Below are 18,666 nucleotides of genomic sequence, written 5' to 3'. Positions count from 1 at the left end.
TTTTTTCACTCCTTAATGGAACTAAAGAATAATAAGGTTAGCTATATTACTTAAATTTCCCAATTCCTTCTGAGCATTACCAGGCAATAGAGAATCCAAAGCGAATGCATATAAATATTTCTTGTTATCTTCTAAACTATGAAAGTTGTTAATTTCCACATCATATTGTTTAAAGATCCTTCGTAAGACAAATTCAAAGTCAGCTCTTTCAGAAATCGCAATAATAACTGGCAATGGCCCATGCAGATCTAAGCTAAATCCGTCAATTTCAACATGTTTGACTTCAATCAATCCACCACCGACCGAAATACCCATCGTTCTAATACTTCGAATTTCATCCTCTAAATGTACATCTGCCGTATTTGGATGACCAGCAGGACTATCACCCGCTTTTTCAATAAAGGTAATGTCAATTCCTTTAGATTCTGCTATTTTAATAGCATCTGGCACTTTGCTGTCATCGGCAGCAAATCCCAATATCCCAGCAATAATTGCAAAATCAGTTCCGTGACCTTTATGGGTTTCAGCAAATGATTCATAATACTTTACCACAACTTTTTTTGGAAGACCTTGAAATAATTTATTGGCAACTGTTCCAATAGCCAAGGCACCTGCAGTATGTGAACTTGAAGGACCTATCATTATTGGCCCAATCACATCAAAACAACTTTTGTATTTAACAATCTTTTTTTCTTTAATAGATGCTACATTCATATTCATATAAACACCCCCATAATTTGTTATTTTTAATTGCAGTTGAATCTAAGTTATTAAAATGACTGATTCAAAACAAGACCTCATTGAATACGTTTTCATTCTCGTGTCAAGTACACTTCCTTTTAATCACATACCTTTCTTAGAGTAATCATGTCAGTATGTCCAATTTTAAAAGGTTACTTGTAATGTCATTAGGATTTTTGCAAAAAACTAGGTTTGATACTTTCTCTAAAGGTAATAAATTTTCTCTCGACGCCCTCATTATAGCTTGTATATTTATGAGCTCAATATTTTTTTATTTTTAGAAAGATTGAATAAACAGAATCTTGAATGAGTAATAGATTACACTTAGCATGTAGCAATTGTGTCCTTTGTTTGAAGCTGTATTAGTTACTAGAAAAGCAAAAATAACACAGAGTTCCTTTCATTAACACATTGATTATATTGAAAAATCATTATAATGATACTTATATTGTCCTTTGTTAAAACATCTAATTTTGGAAATGAAAGCTGTTGCAATAAATAATAAATGTAGATGGCAATGAATCCATTAATGAAACATAAAATCATTTATTGATATTAATAATTAATTTTGTATTAATATACATTTTCAGAAAAAAGAAACTTCTTTTTATACTCTTAACTTGAAGTACTACTTTGACAATATTCACTAATTTACACCATCGATATCTACAGTTATGGAAACCCTAATTAGATTTAAAAAGAGAGAAGTTGTATTTAGTGCGCCCAAAAACATATGAAATGGCCTACCGAGCAATTCAAGAATATATTCAATTTTATAATACAGAAAGATTCCAAGAAAAACTTCACGGCCTTTCCCCGATAGAATATCGGGAAAAGGCCGTGGCATAATACTCTTTTTATTACTGTCTACTTGACAGGGAGATGACCACCAAACAGAGCTAATCCCCAAATTGGCCATAATAGCTCTGGACCTTCCAATGCCCATCCCCTATGATCTAGCCCCCCTTTATTAATAAAACCCTCGGATGTACATCAAACCAGTTGAAGTAACCATTATGGAAACAAGTGAAGCACACAAAAAACAACTCCAAAATCCACTTTTATTGTATATTTTGGGTTACTTGACGTTTACCTTACAAACACAAGTAGAACAGTTCAAATCAATTGAACTGTTCTACTAAGGTTATTTCATTTTTTTAACCTAATCCCATTTTGACAAATTAAATTGCTGCTCCAACAACCACTGCTATCACAAAAACTAAATCACTATATATTTTATGTTTAACTAGTTTTATTGATTATAAGAATATTCATTTTGGTTTTGCAACACCCTCAACGTGAATACATGTACTTTTTCATACGGATATTACTTACCTCTGTAGGTTCATAATCTCTGAATGCCTAAGTAATTGTTTTAAAACAGTTACATCAAAACATAAATTTTAATGTTTAATGACTTTTGATATTTCCTGATATTCCAATGATTTTGAGCTACCCGACTGGATTTTTTTTGCTAATTCATTAGCATAGTTTGTTGTTGCCGGCGCAAATTTATTACGATCCCACTGATGATTTCTAGCGATTTGTTCATCAGACAGATTATAATATGAATAAGTTACTCGTCCTTGCACATCTGGAATTGGATCATCAAAAGTTGTATCAAGATGGTACCATTTCCCTTCAATTTTCACTTGATTCCAAGCATGTGGTTGTCCATTTCCAGTTCCTGTTACAATATGAGTTTCTATTCCAGCCTCTTTTAACAATTGATACGTTAATAATGCATACCCTTGACAAACAGCAGAGCGGTTTGCTAAAGCTTCATATGCTGTATAAGCTTGGAAAGAAGTATCATAAGAAACATGCTTTACAACATAATCATGGATTACTTTTACTTTTTCGTGTTCATCCATACCAGCTTTGATAATGGAATTGATAATTGATTTTGCTTGCGCCTTTACATAGTCCGTTTGTCCTTTGGATTCACGATATGTAATCTTTACTGTAAACGTGTAATTTCCTGGAATACCACGAACGGAATATTGCGTATGCGAAATATTATGATTCAAATATTCGTTAGATTCGACTGCCTTGTCATATTCTTTAACAAGTGTGTTTAGAACCTCATTAATATTAGAGTTTTGGGATTTGTATGTCATCGTTATATTTTCTTTTTGATTATTAATATGAGTTTTTATTTCATTTTGAAATGCGTCTAATAGTTTCCCATCAGGTCGTGAATTATTATTTACAGATGTAGTATTTGGATTCCAAACACCATTACTTTCAAGGTAGTACTGTTTACCATTATCTTGGATCCAGCCTGTTTGCATCGCTCCACTTCCATTGAAGTAGTACCATGCTCCATTTACCTGCTGCCAATTTGTTTGCATCGCTCCGCTTCCGTTGAAGTAATACCATACTCCGTTTACCTGCTGCCAATTTGTTTGCATCGCTCCGCTTCCGTTGAAGTAATACCATACTCCGTTTACCTGCTGCCAATTTGTTTGCATCGCTCCGCTTCCGTTGAAGTAATACCATACTCCGTTTACCTGCTGCCAATTTGTTTGCATCGCTCCGCTTCCGTTGAAGTAATACCATACTCCGTTTACCTGCTGCCAATTTGTTTGCATCGCTCCGCTTCCGCTAAAGTAATACCATGCTCCGTTTACCTGTTGCCAACCTGTTTGCATCGCTCCGCTTCCGCTAAAGTAATACCATGCTCCGTTTACCTGTTGCCAACCTGTTTGCATCGCTCCGCTTCCGTTGAAGTAATACCATGCTCCGTTTACCTGCTGCCAACCTGTTTGCTTCACACCGTTTACATTATAGTAATTCCATACTGATCCAGTTTGTTTCCAACCTGTATCGGCACTTGTGTAAGTAGCTACTGTTGATCCCATCACTGTGAGACCAACTGCCATAGCTAAAACTTTTATATTCTGTTTCATAAATCTAATATTCCCCTTCTCTTGACCTATTTATCTATCAAACATTAACAATGAGGGCGTTGCAAAACTAAAATAAATACTCAATATTATAAAATGACACTTTCATTAGTAAATATTACTCTCCTCACTAATTGTTAGTTAATTCAATCGAGATTTTACGAGCAGTTAATGTAGGATAAATTAGAACAACTAGCTAAAAGATGACGATGCAACTCTTTGTCTTTCCACTTATGAAACGCATAATACATGGCCTCTTTGTTATAAGAGTTATCTTAGTCAATATTAGCGATTAAAGCAAGATTTGACATTTATTTATCTATATAAACATATTAAACATATGGTGCGTGAAATTTTTAAACAGCGCATTAGGGGGGGAATACAGGTCCAATGTTATGTTAATTATACGGAATTTAGATTTATTAACCATTTTGTTGTCGCTTCTGTATACTGAGTACCTGTTATAATAAGAGGTTCTTTACATTCGGGACGTTTGCTTTTTGCAATATTGACTTGATGATCTATGTCTTTCAAACAGCTTTTAATATTTAGGATTTTTTGAGAATCATATTGTTAGCGATAATAGAATGTATGTAATTACGAACATTTATGTGTTGAAATGAAAGTGAACGAATATTCAAAAATTAACTTTCATATTTATAATAAATAAAGAGCACTTTTTAATGTTTTAAAAGTACTTTTAATTTGATGTTGATGTGACGTAACCTTACGTATTTAGAAATTAAAAAAAGTCCCTTAATAATGTTAAAGGAACCTTACTCACACAAATAATCTGTAAATCAATTCATTTTTGATATACAGATCATTTGTATGATAATTTTTATAAATAATTGCTAAATAGTGAATTTACATAAATGCTTTTAGAAGTTCTTGAACTAATGGGATTGCTCCACCTATAAATTTTAAAACTGCCATTGCGATTTCCATATTATTCTCTCCTCTTTTTTCGTATTAAGATGTGGTTAATCTTTATACCCTTATTATAGTAAGCGCTTACAATTATAACAATACATTTTTGTATGCAATATTGCATATTTATACGTTTAGACAAAATTAGACCTCTATTAGTCATTCTTTAATGGTACCATAGCGAGGTGAGAGTCTTTAAGGGTTCTCCTTAATAGGAGGAAATATGGAAAGAGTGCAAGAAATTGACAGTAATCTAAAATTTAAGGGTTGGGTTAAACAGGTATTAGCTGTAGGAGGAATGTTAGGGTTCTGCTACTTAGTGCTATATGTTTTCTGTTTCTTAGTTACTATGTAAATATTATACAACTAAACTAGTAGAGTCTTGCCTAGAGCGGTAAGGCTCTTTTGTTTTGTATGAGATGAGCAAACTACATACAATACCTCTCAGGTTTGTCAGATTACTCTGTATGGCGCCTTGTTTCTCTAGGTTCTAGGAACATTAACTCCTATCATTGAAAGGTAAATAAACTTCTATTTAAAAGTTTCCATTTCTATTGAAAACACAATTGTATTGATAAAAAATGTCTTTTTACTAGATACATATTAAAAAGACAGGCATAAGTTATATTACACTTTGGTAAAATCTTTTTATCTTTGAAAAGGACTTACATCTGATTAATAGATTTGAATCCTTTTTGCATATTATCATCTTTATATTACCATATAAATATAATATATTAAAAACAATTTAAATGCAAAAATACTAGTATGGATACTGCAAGTATTTTTCAAAATAACGTAAACTATGCGGAAAAATAAAATAAGCTGCCCATATGGACAGCTTATTTACATAATTATCGTTATCGGAATTTAACCCTCTAATATTCATTCTAGAAAGTATCCTAGCCAAAAGCGGATGTTTAGTCGCTTTGTTTGAATTATGATTTTAGTAAGGAGTTTTGCTTTATCGCTTACAGATAAAGCATTATCTTTATTTTCAATCGGAGTTTCCCTTTCTTTTGATAAATCATATAGGTAGTTTAATGTCTTAATAAATCCTTTTAATGAAGATGATATTATCCTTGGATTCCATTCACCTTCGCCATGTTCCGCAGTATATATTGGTAAATATCTTCTACTCATATCTACAAAGATAGGGTTTCCATATTCCTCCTCGTGCCCTATGACAAACCGAGACTGTCTCCAATCTCCTTTATTATCTATGCTATACCCCAATTGTTCCTTTTCTAATGCACTATTACTATAAATTATTAATCCACTATATCCAATAGATAGTTCTATTTCTTTAAATGTGTCTAATAGATTATATAATTCGTTAATTTGTAATTTCATCAGTACCCTCACGCAAAATGCTTTGTATATCACTCGATTTAATTTTTCTATTGTAATTATTAAATATTTCGCATTATATGGGAAGTTAAATTAAGTAACTAAAACAAGTACTCTATACATGTAAGGTTAATATAACGTCTCATTATCAATAGCGAGTACAAGGGAGAATCCTAACCTTGCAAGGGAACCTCCTTTTTTGTTCTATGTATTCATGCATTTTTTATACATTCCTATCCTGTCGCTGTTTTGTTCCGGAATGCTGACGGTATAACATATATATATAAAGACACCCTAAGGTACCTTCCTCCGACTTAAACCATCTTAATTTTAATAATATGTATTGAACTCACACCAAATATTATTGTATCAAGCTGGTGTATAGCGATTATTGGTAAACCGTTTTGAAAATTTGCGTTTTGTTGTTACTATCCCATGCCCATCAAGCTAATATTTTGAAGTATCCCCAAAACGAAAATTTTCTTCGTTTTGGGGAACTACCAATTTCTTAAGTTGATGGGCATGTATGGTGACTCCTATTAGAGAAATTTACTAGGTTATGGCTTTGACTCGGTTTTTCTAAAGAATACATCAGGATTATTCTGTCCGTTCAAAATATTTCGATTGTCACCCCAAGCATGGAGCAATGAATGACCTGGACCCGTAATAACTTGATTGTATTCACCCATATAACAAGAAAACACTCTTGGATCAAAATTCACGAAAACCCCACCGCTTGGTATATGATTATTAGGCACTTGAGAAAATTTGGTGCTGACCATATTTTCTTTCCCTACTTTACCAACGCCCTTATGAAGAGAGAATGTTTTCATAAACACACCAAATGTTCCATTACCTATGCCGCCAACATTATTAGGATCATTAAAGCGGTTATATTGAATATGAGCTCCTTTTTTATTGACAGCTACTGATGGAAAGAATGCATGTGGTAAATTATTGGAGATATTCACTTGAGTCCAGTTATTTCCTCCATTTTGACTATAGGCTAAAAAGACATCGATAAAGGTTGTACCTCCAATATTTCTACGTTGATTCCATACTACATAGATCGTACCATCTGGTCCTATACCTGCTTGAGGGATCTCAAACATCCTGATTACCCGTTGCTGCTCTGTTAATATAACAGGACGGAGTTCATTGGCTGGTCCGCATGGTACAACATCCGTAGCCGCTGCTGCAAATAGGCCAGCAGAGACTTGTACATTTATTGGGAAGGTATTTCCTCCATCGATTGACTTAGCCATACGAATGGAACGGTTCGCAGTATTTAGCTGAGCAAATGTGCCTGGCAAACGACTTTCATAAAAGATATATATATTCCCGGCTTTATCCACTACCGGAAAGGCTCCAAACACTGCATTAGCCCCAGCGACAATCGTTTGACTTGGAATAATAGGAGTTAATGTTACACCTGTTCCAAATTTTGAAAAACGAATTTTTGTACCTACATTAGGAGGGCCAAAGTCAGTCCATACAACATATAAAGCCTCATTTCCTGGATTATCAGCATCAGGACCTACTGTAATCCACGCTTTATCTTGATTTCCTGGATCACTAGCAGCTGGAGTCTGCCCTCGCCCAACAACTTGAGGAAGGTTCATAGTTATTGTTTTGTTTGGACTGATCGTTCCGGTTGAAACAGTGATTACACCTTCTTGCCTGCCTCCAATCAATTCATCCCCAATTTGTGAATAATAAAATACTCCATTTCTATCAACTGCTAAAGATGGATCACCAAAATTTTGACCTCCAGGATTGGCTGGTATTGACCCACCATCGGTCCAATTTTTACCTAAATCTTTTGAAAAGGAAAACCCTGAATAACTTGATGCCCCAGCTACCCCTGTGGCATTATTGGTATCATTAAATCCATACAAAATAAAATCTTTAAAACGCGCAAGGCTTGTCTCGCTTTGAGTTATATTTGGAAAACTAGCGATATCAACAGCAGGGTTATTCACTTGAACTTCTTTATCATTTGGTTTTGGTTTTGGCGGCATTTGATCACCCTTTCTATTATTTTTTTCAATATATAATATGAAAAAAACGAAAGAGTGCTTAGACTATTTAATAGATTTAAGTTTTTTTGGAAGAGTCATTTAATCAATTAATTAGTCTTTAAACAAACCGAAAAAACCTTGCTGCTTTTGTTTCTGTACATCTCTAATGTTTTCAAGCAGGAGTGTTGGTCATATAAACATTGATACCACTAAGTCGTTTACTACGAGGAGAATATTTCATTCCTTTCTTTTTTTCTCGTACAACGTAATTAATGCTGTCAACATACCAAAAAGAGTCCTGATTGATAAGGACTCTTTTTTGAACTTTTACAAAAGTAAACTTTTAAACACCTAATTAAAATTCTATTATCTATTTTACCACTTGGACAGATACTGGCTTCCAACCCTGATTCTCTACCCAATCAATATCAACCTTATATTTTTTATTACTTTGTTTATCTCGTATATTACCGTAAGCTTTATTATTACCATTATTCCCAATAAACTCGAAAATCAATTGGCCCTCTGGAACATCAACAGCATAAGAAATTGCTTCTTTCATCTCACTCCAATCTACTGTTCCTTCTTTAAATTTCATTTCAGGTTTTGCTCCTTGCTTTGTACCAATTGGCTTCCAAGAAGGATTAGTTTGAGAACCCTTTTCTTGAGATACCGATTTTTCTGCTTTTTGTTTCTCTTCTAACAGTGCTGCTTCTTTCTCTTCATTTTTCTTCTCTTCTAACAGTGCTGCTTCTTTCTCTTCATTTTTCTTCTCTTCTAACAGTGCTGCTTCTCTCTCTTCACGTTTTTTCTCTTCTAACAGTGCTGCTTCTCTCTCCTCACGTTCCTTCTCTTCTAACTGCGCTGTTTCTTTCTCTTCACGTTTCTTCTCTTCTAACTGCGCTGCTTCTTTCTCTTTACCTTTCTTCTCTTCTATCTTTGTTTCTTTCTTTTCTTGAGCAATTGCTTTCTTTGATGTATCAGAAGGGGAAAACAACTGGTATGTCACTATACCAACTGTCACTAATACCAAAGTAAATGCAATATTAAAAATCACCTTTTTACGACGATTTTGTTGTTTTTCTTGAAACCTGCTTACTTGTCCCATTTTTTAAACCTCCGAGTTTATTTTCTCTTCTAATCTTTATGCGTTTCCTTATAATTCTTAATATTTTTATTAAACGATGGAAATGAATTACAATTCCCATACAAGATTTCATATCATAATAAAATTTGTGTTTTTTCAAGCATCTGACATATGTTATTCAAAAATATTTTAATACATTAAAAATTGATAAGCATCTGTTCGTAAGAAACCTTCAATTTTATTCAAAGGTGATTCCAATTACGTCCACATTAGATCTCCTGTAGAAATCTTTTTCACAATTAAGCCCCTTCTTCCCTTATTTATAATTTTCAAATTAAACTGCCCTCTATGGTACAATAAAGATGTGTTGTTTTCTACTGGGGTATGTCGTAAAATCAAAAGGGATTTTATCTCTTTTACCTTTTTTTCAGAGTAACTTTCACCACTAGGAAACTCTATTATTCCTAATGTAATCTTTAATTCGCTTTCATTAAAAATCCAATCCTTATTAAGTTCCCTTATCTTTTGTATAAAGCTTCTTTTGGTTTTTCCTATATAGATCAATGTTTCATTCTTAGCATATACTCTAGAGATTGCAAATATTCCCTTCTTAAAAGCTTCTTCTCTATTATAAAAATCATTTAAACTATAAAATCCATACCACTTAATATGTACTGTTTCTATTAACCTCACCTCATTTTTAGATAATATTATAATTTCTGAATGTTCAAATTATTATGGATACATAGCCTTGATTACTTGAATTATAAATAGTGCTTTTCAATAATACATTTTATTATTACTAATTTCAATAATGAATATGTGTATATCATCATGAATTTCCTATCATTTGTTTCGTCAAGTAGGGGTAGCGTCAGGAAAATGCGCATTTACAACGTTAAGGAAATCCCCATATTAAAAAGCCCCATTTATCAACATTTATATTGAGGAATTAGGTTCTTTTCGTTATTCCGTTAAAGCGCTCCTTTAATTGAATAACCAAAACCTCTCCTCACTCATAATATCACTTAATTCTTATTAAACTAACGCACCTCGTTAGTTTAAGTGTAATTCTTCACAAATTTTTAGCAGGTTTAGTTAAAAATCTTTTTTATATAAACAAAAGAACTGAGCGAAAAATAACGCTCAGTTCTTTTACAAACATCCCATTTCATAAATGTGCGATCATATTATTTTCGTACAGCTTCAAATGTAATGAGTTGGCTATCTGTTGATGGTTGCTTTTTGAAAGTATAATCGGCAGAACAAGTAATATCAGTTTTACATGCATCATTGAATTAGTAGCTTTACATAGAGATTTTTTAGATTCCACTGATGATCCTTGCAGTTATCACACTAAAACAGCTTCTTTAGTATATTCTATAAAATTTTAAATACAACAATTCCTTATGAAGCATCATCTACTAAGATAACCATCATTTTTTGAGAATTATATTGAACTTACCTTTTTAAATTGTGCAGATAATTTGCAGATATATATTAGCATAAGTACTCTCCATTCGAACATATGATGAAGTGAATGATAGGACAGGGAGGTATCATGATGTTTGCTTATATGTTAACTGCCTTAACACTTTGTTGTATCTCAATTATTATTACATCATATATTTCTAAACGTAAGGGTACCCTAATGGAGTATATGGTATTTATTATGTCTTTTAGTATGAGTATCGGTTTAAGTATAGGTTTTTATTTAGGTATTCTCTTTAAAGGGGAATTACTATATTCTACTTTGCTTGCTATTTTGATTAGTGGTTGTATCGGTCTTTTAGTCGGTCTACGTTTTCACCTATATACTGCCTTAGAAGGAATGTTCTCTGGATTAATGGCAAGTATGATGGGAGCAATGATTACAGAAATGCTAAATGCGCAACAAGCTCATAGTATACTATTCATTAGCCTTTTACTTTCTATAACGATAACTATGTCATGTATAATTCAGCTTTTATCAGAAACCTTTACTACTTATATCCATCGTCGGTTTCTATTATTACTCTCTATTGGCGTAGTAATTATCCTGACTATATTCATAACGTTCCCAGAGCATGTCCCACCAACCTCTTCCACAGAAGAACAACATAAACATTAGCAGCTATAATCGATTCCCTCTAATATTTCATTATATTAGAGGGAATCGATTTCATTAATTTTATATCTTAACAGATGAAGATTAAAAACACTTTGAATCGCTAGCCCAAAATTTCTATATCTATATAATTGATAACACATTAATTTCATAGATATTCAATTCTCTTTGCTTGAGAAGGTATACCATTCCATCTTGAAATAATTAATTTTCACTTAACCAATATATGTTTTTGGATCCATAGCATTGCTCTTCTGTGCATTCCATTCACCTTTATGGATTTCAAAATGTAAGTGCTGTCCTTCAGATTGTCCTGTATTCCCCATTATGCCAAGTTGTTGTCCTCGCTTCACTTTTTGACCAGCAGAAACAGAACGACTCTTTAAATGAGCATATACAGTCGTATATGTTTGTCCGTTAATATTGTGAGAAATAAACACAACATTACCATAGCTTGTAGAATAATAAGAGCGAGTGACTACACCTTCTGCGGCGGCAACAACCGGCACTATTCCTGAAGCAGCAATATCTAATCCGTGATGCATTTGCCTACCACGTTTCTCAAATCCAGAAGTATATCTTCCTACAGCTGGTTGAATAAATTCATTTGTTGTATTTATCTCTTGGGATTGTCGCTGCTCCTCTACATCAGTCTCACTTGTTTTTGATAGGAATTTACTTGATACATAACCGTTTTTACCGTTGTAATTAATTTTTTTCCATCCATTTTGTTCAAATAGAACTTGTACTTTTATTCCTTTTGATAAAGCACCGATTACACCATGATTTGTACCAGCACCGCTTCTTACATTTAACACGCTTACGTTAACATAGTAGTCATCAACTGTTGCTCCAGTAGATGGATTACTTGTTTCAGGTTTTAGTGGTGTACCTCTTTTAACAAATTTTACATATTCACTGCTTACATAACCAGTTCTTCCATTATGATTAATTTTCAACCAGCCATTTTCAACGCCAGTTACTTGCAATGTTCGTCCGGTTAATACACCACCAATTACACTATGGTAAGTAGCAGGACCTGTACGCACACGTAAAGATGTAGCGTCTACAATGTATATGCCGTCAGCTTGAACCGTAACATTATTTCGTTGTTCATTTGCATTAGAACCACTCTTTGAAATGTAATCTTTACTAATATAGGCGTCTTGTCCTTTATAGTTAATTTTGAACCAATTTTGTACTTCACCAGTCACTGGAACTACTTGTCCTTTATACATAGAACCTAAAATCGTGTGGGAAGTACTTGGACCTGTACGAACGCGGAGGGAGGATACGTTAACTTTGTAATCCCCATTCGCTACTTGAAATTCCCCATTGTTATTGTCGCTTCCATTTGAGCCACTGTCTTTCACAAATTGACTGCTTACATAACCCACTTTTCCATTATGGTTAATTTTCAACCAGCCGTTATCTTCTCCAATAACTTGTAAAACTTTCCCTTCATACACGCGCCCCATTATTGCACTAGATGTATTTGGCTGTGTGCGAACACGTAATACATTAGCAGTTACAATTTTACTACGACTCTTACCTATATTCGTCTTTGCTAGTACGCCATTTTTCGAAATAAATTCACTACTCACGTAGCCAATTTTTCCATTATGATTGACTTTCAACCAACTGTTTTCTTCTCCAATAACTTGTAAAACTTCCCCTTCATACACGCGTCCCATTATTGCACTAGACGTATTTGGCTGTGTGCGGACACGTAGAACATTCGTATTTACTGTTACTTGATTTTCATATTTTACTACATCAGTAGTTTGCTCATGCTTCGTGTCTTTTTGTATAACAGTATTTTTCGCTTGAGCAGTACCAATAAATACACTTCCTGTAACAGAAGCTACTGCTACACTAGCTAAAATTTTTTTCATAAGTATAAAACACCTTCCTACAAACATATTCAAGTATCATTATGTTTTTATGTTAACTTCCATTTCTTTTCATTCTAACTATTCAGGAAAAGTATCCTTTTATTATCCACCATCTATACCTAGTAATAAAAGAAACTTAAATCCATTACACTTTGAAAATTCTCTCATTGCTTCAATCTAACACTACACAATGTAGTTTTAATTTCCAAAAAAATAGCTACAAATGATCACCTATAATTAATACTACAAAAATAAAAAAATCATAATTTAGGCCTTCTTCATTTAACTTATACTTTTGCTTAAATATACCTGCCCCCCCTTTCACACTACGAATTGTAGTATAAAATAAAAGAAAGGTCAAATATAAGTATTTAGCCTTTTGTAACTACAATACATTACATTTATCCATTTCTAATCTAATCATAAATAATTATGTTTTTTAATCTCTAAATAACCAAAAAACATTTTTACCTTGTAAACTCTTCCTACAGAATAGCTCTCTCTTATTGTCTGAACTTTCATAAAAATAATATTCCCAATTCACAACATGACATATAAAAGCAGCAATCTACTAAGATAACTGCTTTACATTATGATAAACTACATGAATTTCACATTATTCCGGCTTATTAGGAATATTAGGGTTTGGAACATACTCAGATGTGTAATCTGTATATTTTACTTCCGTTACCATCCCTGCTGAAGCATGGTGTAGATCGTGACAGTGGAACATCCACTCACCCGGATTGTCTGCTACAAAAGATACTTCATATTCTTCTCCTGGTTTTAGATTTAATGTGTCTTTAACAATTGGAGAACCTTCAATCGGTTTTCCATCATTACTTAATACTTGGAAGAAATGACCGTGCAAATGCATCGGGTGATCGTCTCTTTTAGAGCGATTTACTAATTTCACTTTTACTAAGTCACCCTTTTTCACTAGAATTGGATCGATATCTGGAAATACTTTTCCGTTAATTGTATAAACCATTTCATTTCCATTCATTTTCGTATTCAAGTCCATATTATATGTGGCAGTATACTGCTGCTCTAGTGTGAAATTACCTAATTTTTTCTCACCATATTTCGTCATATCTAATTTCGGTAGTTTTTCTTTTTCATTTGCTCTGTCTTTCATCTCTTTACTACCTTCATATTCAATAATGGTTTTCATTCCTTTTGCACCTTTATTTGCTGAATGGTCTTCAACATACCATTTCCCAGGATTGTTAGCAGTAAATTCAACATCATAGCGTTCACCCGGTGCGATTGAAATTACTTTATCCTTTATAACTTTTGGATCGTTTATTGGTTGACCATCTGTCGCAACTACTTTTATATCATGACCGTGAACGTGTATATCATGTGATAGATAACCAGCATTAACGAGTCGAAGACGAACTTTATCACCCTTTTTCACTTTTAACAGCTCTACTAAATCACCGCTTTTACCATTGATTGTGAATAAGTTATACATACCCATATCATGACCTTCCATCTTCATATTTCCATGGTCCATTCCTGCCATATTACCAGAGTCTTTTTTATCACTACCCATGTTCATACCTGAATGATCCATGCCTTTCATATCATCATTCTTTTTCGTATTTTCATTATCCTTAGATTTATTACCTTTTTGCGCTTTTGTCATTTCTTTTAACTGCTTATTAATTTCTTCTTTATCTGTTATCCATTCATCTAACATTAACGTGTAATCTTTATCATACTTTTCATTTGTATCCTCTACAATAAGGGCACCATATAAGCCTCTATCTAGTTGATTTACAGAATCTTGATGTGAATGATACCAATACGTTCCTGGTACGTTCGCTTCAAATTCATAGGTGAAACTTTTTCCTGATTCAACCGCATCTTGTGTCACGCCTGGAATTCCATCCATGTTATTTGGGACAGGATACCCATGCCAATGAATAGATACTGGTGCGGGTAATTCATTTTTTAATGCCACTTTAACCTTTTCACCTTTTTTCACCCTAATTTCCGGACCCGGGGATGAACCATTAAATGTCCAGACTGGAACAATAACACCGCTACTTAGCTTTTGTTTTTCTTCTTTCGCTACTAAAGTAACTTCTGGCCCTTTTACAACTTTCAATGGCTTTGTAGCCGTTTCAGTCTGTGTTGTTTTTTTATCATTCATATTTTTATGATCATTTGTGGTATTTGTGGTCGCAGAACATGCAGCAATTAAAGATATTACGGAGACTGTAACTGCTTTTAATACAAATCTCTTCATAGAAAATCCCTCCTTTTTCTTTTTCAAGATTATTATAGAAGATAATTTTCAAGAAAATATGGAGATATAAAATGAGCAAAATAAAAAGGCACCCAAAATTGAGCGCCTCTTCTAACTATTATTTTGTAACAACTTCATCTTCTTTTACATTTACATTATTGTTACTCATAAACCCTTCAATCTCTTCAACTGTTCTAATGATATCTTTTGACAAATTTTCATAGCCATCTTTTGTTACAAGGATATCATCTTCAATACGAATACCAATTGATTCTTCTTCAATATATAGACCTGGTTCAATCGTAATAACCATACCCTCTTCTAATACTCTTTCTTTGTATGTTCCAACATCGTGAGTATCTAAACCAAGAAAGTGACTGACACCATGATAATAATATTTAGATAGTTCCTCATCTTCTTGAATTAAACCAATAGCTTTACACTCTTCTGCTAGTACCTTTTTTGTATGCTCATTTAATGCAGCAAAATTTAAGCCTGGCTTAATAATCTCTGTTGTTTCTTTCAATGCTTTTAATACAATATTATAGATTTGTTTTTGGCGACTAGAGAATGTTCCATTTGCCGGGAAAGTATAACTAATATCAGCGTTATAATAGTCTTTTTGAGCACCTAAATCTAGCAGTACTAAATCACCATTTTGAATTTGTGCATCATTATCTTCATAATGAAGAACTGTTGCATTTTTCCCACTTGCCAAAATTGTATTGAACGCATGATGCTTAATCCCAGATGACTTCAGTGTGAAATCAAACTGAGCTTCTAATTCATATTCCATCATGTCTGCTTTTGCATGCTTTAACACATTGTAAATACCGTCTTTCGTTACAGCAATTGCTTCTTTAATGATTTCAATTTCTTCCTCTGTTTTAAACACTCGTAATTCACAAATTTCCGGGTATACATTACCAATTGTTATGTGTGGGTACTGTTCTCTTACATGTTTAGCAAATGCTAATGTTTTTGTCTCTGTACCATTCCATTCACGACGCTCTAAATCTAAATATAGATGCTTCACATTTTCTGTAAAAAGTATATTTGACATTGTCTTTTCAAAGCTATCTAAATATACAACTTTCTTTATACCCGAAATTTTCTCTGCTTCTTCGTTAGAAACTGTTTTACCGACCCACTTTTCCATTACTGGATCTGACTTTTCAATAAATAGTGTTTCTTCAACACTATTTCCAACCTTTTTCAACATGAAAATAACATTTGGTTCATCGATTCCTGTTACATAGTAAAAATTCCGATTCGGCACAAATTTATAATGGGCATCTGCTGACATATGAGGTGCTTGTCCAGCAAATAAAATCGTAATCGATTCATCATGTAATGTTTTCGCTAATCGTTCTCTATTTTGAGCAAAAAATGTTGATTTCATAATAATCCCCCTAGCGTTCTATGTATAATTTTGAAACTGATTATCCAATATAATTCATTCTATTATTGTTATAATTTTTCGTCAATTAATAATGTTTATATAGAAGATAAACTTTCATTACTAGGCATCTAATCACTCCACAATTTCTTGACATTTATTCCATATACTTAACATCACATATATATAAGAAAGGAGCCTACAAACGTGAAACATTACGTAGGACTAGCCATTACTTCATTATTTATCATTACAGGATGCTCTAATAACGTAGAAACACCACCAGTAAAAAAAGAAACAGTTCAATCTCAGCCCCAAAATAAAGATAACGCAAATACGATTCCGCAAAACTTCTATAAAGAAATTACATCTGGAAAAATAGCGCACATTCACGGAATTGGCTATGCAGGAAATATGCCTGGTATTTCTATCGCAACTCATAATGGTATAAAAGTTTATCAAAATGGAAAATGGTTTGAAACTGCTACACAGTTACACGATTATATGGGCTTTCAGGCAACTAAAAATGGATTTTTTGCTAGTGGGCATCCGGAACCAGGTGCAAATTTAAAAAATCCTTTAGGATTAATGAAAAGTTCTGATGGCGGCAATAACCTGGAAAAGCTAGCATTCTATGGAGAATCTGATTTTCATAACCTTGCTGTCGGATATAATTCGGAAGCGATTTATTTATACAATGAACGTCCTAATTCTAAATTACAACAAGGTTTTTATGTCAGTACGGACAACGGACAAGAATGGAAAAATAGTAAGTTAAAGGGGCTTTCAAGTACAATCCATGCATTTTCAGTACATCCGGATCAAGCGAGTGTAGTCGCAGTAAGTGCTAAAGATGGTGTTTATTTATCTACAGATTACGGGAATACATTTGAACTATTCTCTAAATCACTTGAATCAACCGCAGTTACATTAAATAATGAAGATGCTATTTATGCCTCTATCAATAAGAAAGGTGAACAAATGATTACGAAAAAATCAATTGCTACAAATGAAGAGGTAAACATACAAGTTCCATCATTAGATGCTAAAGATAACATGATGTATATTGCACAAAACCCTCAAAATTCATCTGAGATAGTTCTTGCTACAATGCAAGCAAATGTATTCCTTTCCACAGATGACGGTAAAACGTGGAAACAGATTACTAAAAATGGCATATTACAATTTAATTAGAAAGGTGAATATAACGTGTTTTCAACAATTAGCGAGTGGAGTTATCAACTCATGTCTCCTTTAATGGATGTCGCGAATGCTACGAAATCAATCCCTCTTTTATTTTCGTTTTTATTAGGCATAGTGGGTACCCTTGCTCCATGCCAATTAACAGGAAACATTAGCGCCATTACAATCTATGGCAATCAATCTTTACAAAAGGGAAATATATGGAAACATATATTGTTATTCATTTTAGGAAAAATAATAGCTTTTACGACACTTGGACTATTAGTATGGTTCTTAGGAAAAGAGATTCAGCAAATATTAACTTTGTATTTCCCATGGTTACGTAAACTGATCGGACCTTTATTAATAATAATGGGGGTAATATTATCAGGTATTATAAAAGGTAGAAACTTCTTCTCTACCATCTTCCCTATCACATCTATACGAAAACAAAATGAAGTCAGCTCATTTTTTCTTGGGTTCTTCTTTTCGTTAGCTTTCTGCCCTACTATGTTTGTGCTATTTTTCGGAACATTAATACCACTCTCTTTAACATCTAATTACGGGTATTTATTTCCTACCTTTTTCTCTATAGGAACTGCTCTACCTGTCGTGATATTACTGTCCATTATCTCCTACCTAGGCTTAAATGGAACACCACTTAAAAAGAGCCGAAAAATAGGGAAAAATATTCAGCGTATAGCTGGTGTACTTCTCGTTTTAATCGGACTTTATGATACCGCCCTATATTGGTAATACATACAAAAGGTAAGCTTCAATGAAATAAG

General features: G+C 33.3%; 12 protein-coding genes and 2 pseudogenes. 4 read left to right on the top strand and 10 right to left on the bottom strand.

Annotation, left to right across the window (positions count from 1 at the left end; genetic code table 11):
* Positions 1–21: 21 nt before the first annotated feature.
* The gene (gene sdaAB, locus DPQ31_RS09280; RefSeq protein ID WP_208731815.1) at positions 22–720 is read right to left on the bottom strand and encodes an L-serine ammonia-lyase, iron-sulfur-dependent subunit beta; all 699 of its coding nucleotides are present in this window, start codon (positions 718–720) and stop codon (positions 22–24) included.
* A 714-nt stretch (positions 721–1,434) separates the two neighbouring features.
* On the opposite strand from sdaAB, the pseudogene DPQ31_RS09275 reads away from it, so the two are divergent.
* Positions 1,435–1,590 (top strand): annotated as a pseudogene (locus tag DPQ31_RS09275) (IS3 family transposase); the annotation flags it as partial.
* A 554-nt stretch (positions 1,591–2,144) separates the two neighbouring features.
* Here the strand turns inward: DPQ31_RS09275 and DPQ31_RS09270 are convergent.
* The 6 genes and pseudogenes from DPQ31_RS09270 to DPQ31_RS09250 form a co-directional block, all read right to left on the bottom strand.
* Positions 2,145–3,653 carry a transglutaminase domain-containing protein gene (locus DPQ31_RS09270; protein ID WP_208731814.1) on the bottom strand — a complete coding sequence of 503 codons (1,509 nt, stop codon included), beginning with the start codon at positions 3,651–3,653 and terminating at the stop codon, positions 2,145–2,147.
* Between the two features lie 864 nt (positions 3,654–4,517).
* Positions 4,518–4,704, bottom strand: a pseudogene (locus DPQ31_RS29115) (hypothetical protein).
* A 761-nt stretch (positions 4,705–5,465) separates the two neighbouring features.
* On the bottom strand, positions 5,466–5,933 hold the full coding sequence (locus tag DPQ31_RS09265) for a hypothetical protein (RefSeq protein WP_000775812.1): 468 nt from the start codon (positions 5,931–5,933) through the stop codon (positions 5,466–5,468).
* A 554-nt stretch (positions 5,934–6,487) separates the two neighbouring features.
* On the bottom strand, positions 6,488–7,951 hold the full coding sequence (locus DPQ31_RS09260; RefSeq protein WP_199631568.1) for an exo-alpha-sialidase: 1,464 nt from the start codon (positions 7,949–7,951) through the stop codon (positions 6,488–6,490).
* Between the two features lie 370 nt (positions 7,952–8,321).
* Positions 8,322–9,059 (bottom strand): YrrS family protein, encoded by a 738-nt coding sequence (locus tag DPQ31_RS09255; protein WP_208731813.1) that lies wholly within the window; start codon positions 9,057–9,059, stop codon positions 8,322–8,324.
* Between the two features lie 237 nt (positions 9,060–9,296).
* Complete coding sequence (locus DPQ31_RS09250; protein WP_208731812.1) at positions 9,297–9,731, bottom strand: sodium:proton symporter; 435 nt, start codon at positions 9,729–9,731, stop codon at positions 9,297–9,299.
* 871 nt (positions 9,732–10,602) lie between these two features.
* Between DPQ31_RS09250 and DPQ31_RS09245 the strand changes: the two genes are divergently transcribed.
* Complete coding sequence (locus tag DPQ31_RS09245; RefSeq protein WP_208731811.1) at positions 10,603–11,148, top strand: hypothetical protein; 546 nt, start codon at positions 10,603–10,605, stop codon at positions 11,146–11,148.
* 212 nt (positions 11,149–11,360) lie between these two features.
* Here DPQ31_RS09245 and DPQ31_RS09240 read toward each other — a convergent pair whose 3' ends face one another.
* The 3 genes from DPQ31_RS09240 to DPQ31_RS09230 all read right to left on the bottom strand — a co-directional run bounded on the left by DPQ31_RS09240 (position 11,361) and on the right by DPQ31_RS09230 (position 16,699).
* The gene (locus DPQ31_RS09240) at positions 11,361–13,040 is read right to left on the bottom strand and encodes an SH3 domain-containing protein (RefSeq protein WP_208731810.1); all 1,680 of its coding nucleotides are present in this window, start codon (positions 13,038–13,040) and stop codon (positions 11,361–11,363) included.
* 616 nt (positions 13,041–13,656) lie between these two features.
* Complete coding sequence (locus DPQ31_RS09235; RefSeq protein WP_208731809.1) at positions 13,657–15,297, bottom strand: multicopper oxidase family protein; 1,641 nt, start codon at positions 15,295–15,297, stop codon at positions 13,657–13,659.
* Positions 15,298–15,415: 118 nt separating this feature from the next.
* Positions 15,416–16,699, bottom strand: coding sequence for an aminopeptidase P family protein (locus tag DPQ31_RS09230; protein WP_000842958.1), 1,284 nt, complete (start codon positions 16,697–16,699; stop codon positions 15,416–15,418).
* 204 nt (positions 16,700–16,903) lie between these two features.
* Here DPQ31_RS09230 and DPQ31_RS09225 point away from each other — a divergent pair, with 204 nt between their 5' ends.
* Both DPQ31_RS09225 and DPQ31_RS09220 read left to right on the top strand, forming a co-directional pair.
* A complete protein-coding gene (locus DPQ31_RS09225; protein WP_098226071.1) occupies positions 16,904–17,890 on the top strand; it encodes a F510_1955 family glycosylhydrolase in 987 nt (328 codons plus the stop codon).
* Between the two features lie 15 nt (positions 17,891–17,905).
* Positions 17,906–18,634 (top strand): urease accessory protein UreH domain-containing protein, encoded by a 729-nt coding sequence (locus DPQ31_RS09220; RefSeq protein WP_222615861.1) that lies wholly within the window; start codon positions 17,906–17,908, stop codon positions 18,632–18,634.
* The last annotated feature ends 32 nt before the right edge of the window (positions 18,635–18,666 follow it).

It is taken from the genome of Bacillus sp. COPE52 (genome assembly GCF_003355115.1).
Classification (GTDB): domain Bacteria; phylum Bacillota; class Bacilli; order Bacillales; family Bacillaceae_G; genus Bacillus_A; species Bacillus_A toyonensis.
The sequence above is the reverse complement of the archived record's forward strand: the minus strand, read 5'-3'. Positions and strand labels throughout refer to the sequence as shown.